This is a genomic window from Kitasatospora sp. NPDC093558 (assembly GCF_040683475.1).
In the GTDB taxonomy this organism is placed as follows: domain Bacteria; phylum Actinomycetota; class Actinomycetes; order Streptomycetales; family Streptomycetaceae; genus Kitasatospora.
Map to the genome: position 1 here is coordinate 1 of NZ_JBFBDY010000756.1, position 2739 is coordinate 2739.

The 2739-nt window shown below is 76.6% G+C and carries 2 protein-coding genes; both read right to left on the reverse strand.

The window, feature by feature from the left end; all coding sequences use genetic code 11:
• Positions 1-1664 (reverse strand): ABC transporter ATP-binding protein (locus AB0O00_RS34760; RefSeq protein WP_363658665.1); only part of this gene is annotated, 1664 nt, incomplete at its 3' end.
• A 73-nt stretch (positions 1665-1737) separates the two neighbouring features.
• The coding region (locus AB0O00_RS34765) for an ABC transporter ATP-binding protein (RefSeq protein WP_363658666.1) at positions 1738-2739 on the reverse strand (1002 nt) is incomplete at its 5' end.

Here is a 2739-nt window from a genome sequence, read left to right on the forward strand (position 1 = left end):
ATCACGTCGGCGTCGTGCGCGGTGTGCAGACGGTGCGCGATGGCGATGACCGTCCGCCCCTCCAGCACCCGGGAGAGCGAGCGCTCCAGGTGCCGGGCGGCGCGCGGGTCGAGCAGCGAGGTGGCCTCGTCCAGCACGAGGGTGTGCGGATCGGCCAGCACGAGCCGGGCCAGGGCGAGCTGCTGGGCCTGCGGCGGCGTCAGCGCGGCACCGCCGGAGCCGACCTCGGTGTCCAGGCCCTCCGGGAGGGCGTCCACCCAGCCGCCGGCGTCCACCGCGTCGAGCGCGGCCCGCAGTTCGGTGTCGTCGGCCCCGGGCGCGGCGAGCCGCAGGTTGTCCCGCAGCGTGCCCACGAAGACGTGGTGCTCCTGGTTGACCAGCGCCACCTCGGCCCGGACCCGCTCGGCCGGCATCCGCGCGAGCGCCGCGCCGCCGAGCGTGACGCTGCCCCGGCCGGGCGCGTAGATCCCGGCCAGCAGCCGCCCGAGGGTGGACTTGCCCGCCCCCGACGGCCCGACCAGCGCCACCCGGCTGCCGGGGGCGACGTCCAGGCTGATCCCGTGCAGGACGTCCGCGCCCTCGCGGTAGCCGAACCGCACGTCCGTGGCCTCGACCCGGCGGCCGTCCGGGCGCGCGCCCTCGTCGCCCTCGTGCTCCGGCACCTCGCGGACGCCGACCAGCCGGGCCAGCGAGGCCTGCCCGATCTGCAGCTCGTCGTACCAGCGCAGGATCAGGTCGACCGGGCCGGTGAGCATCTGCGCGTACAGCACGCCGGTGGTCAGCTGGCCGACGGTGATCCACCCGCGGAGGGTGAACAGGCCGCCGAGCAGCAGCGTGGCCAGCACGGCCGAGGTGTAGACCGCGTCGATGGTCGGGAACCACATCGAGCGCAGCCACAGCGTGTACCGCTCCCAGGCCAGCCACTCGCCCAGCTTGCGGTCCGTCAGCCGGACCCGCTGGTCGCCCAGGCGCAGCGCCTCGACCGTCCGCCCGGCGTCCACCGTCTCGGCGAGCACGGTGTTCACCGCGGCGTAGCCGGCCGACTCGTTGCGGTAGGACTGCGGCGCGCGCCGGAAGTACCACCGGGAACTGGCCAGCAGCAGCGGCAGCCCGACCAGCGAGGTGAGCGCGAGCAGCGGCGAGGTGACCAGCAGCGCGCCGAGCACGAGCAGCAACGACACGACGGCGACGGCGAGTTCGGGCACCGCCTCGCGCACGGACTTGTCCAGCCGGTCGATGTCGGTGGTGCCCCGGGAGACGAGGTCGCCGGTGCCGGCCCGCTCCAGGACGCCGGTGGGCAGCGCGACCGAGCGGACCAGGAAGTCCTCGCGCAGGTCCGCGAGGACCCGCTCGCCGAGGATCGCGCCGCGCATCCGGGAGCAGCCGGTGAAGGCGGACTGCACCGCCAACGCCAGCAGGTACCAGGCGACGGCCACCCCGATGGCGGCCCGCGCGGAGTCCGAGGCCAGCGACTCGACCAGCCCGCCGAGCACCCACGGCCCGACCAGCCCGGCCAGCGTGGCCACCGAGTGCAGCGCCACCACCCCGGAGAAGGCCCCGCGGTGGCGCCGCGCGAGCAGCCGCAGGTACGCGCGCACGGCGGCCGGGGAGCCGACCGGCAGGGTCGCGGCCGGCCCCTGCTCCTGATGCAGAGGGGGCTTCATGACGTACTCCTCACGTGCGTCGCAGGACAGTTGGGCGCAGGACGGCTAGCAGCAGGACGGCCGACGAACGTGCTCACGCGGCCCCCTCCCCGGCCCCCACCGAAGCCGCCTCGGGGACAGCCGCTTCGGGAGCGGCCTCCTCGTCGCGGGTGACCACCGCCCGGTACGCCGGCTCCGCCCGCATCAGGTCGCGGTGCCGCCCGGCCACGACCGCCCGGCCGTCGCGGACCAGCACCACCCGGTCCGCCTGGTCGAGCAGCAGCGGACTGGTCGCGAACACCACCGTGGTGTGCCCGTCCCGCACCTCCCGCAGCCCGGTGGCGATCCGCGACTCGGTGTGGGCGTCGACCGCGCTGGTGGGCTCGTCCAGGACGAGCACCGGCGGGTCGGCCAGCAGCGCGCGGGCCAGCGCGAGCCGCTGGCGCTGGCCGCCGGACAGCGACCGGCCGCGCTCGGTGATCCGGGCGTGCATCGGGTCTCCCCCGCACTCCGGCGAGCCCTCCGCCAGGGCCTCCAGCACGTCGTCGCAGCGGGCGGCCGCGAGCGCCTCGGCCACCGGCACCCGGCCCGAGGACGGGATGTCGAACAGCCCGGCCAGCGTGCCTGAGAGCAGCACTGGCTCCTTGTCGTGGACCAGCACCGCCGCCCTGGCCTCGGCCAGCGGCACCGCGTCCAGTTCCGTCCCGCCGAGCCGGGCCGAGGGCTGCTGCTCGTCCTCGGCCGCCGGGACGTGCCCGCCAAGCCGCTCGGCGAGCGCTCCGGCGAAGTCCGGGTCGCCGCAGACCACGGCGGTCAGCTCACCGGCCCGCGCGGTCAGCCCGGTCACCGGGTCGTGCAGGTCGGCATTGCCCGGCCGGGACAGCGAGGCCTCGGCCGCGGCGCTGGTCCGGCGCAGCGAGAGCACCCGGACGGCGCGGCCCGCCGAGACCCGGGCGACGCTCCAGGCGTGCGCGGCCTCGCCGAGGATCCGCAGCGGCGCCGCCAGGAAGGCGGTGGCACCGTACACGGCGATCAGGGTGCCGACGGAGAGCTCGCCGGCGGCCGCCAGCCGGGCCCCGTACCAGGTGACGCCGAC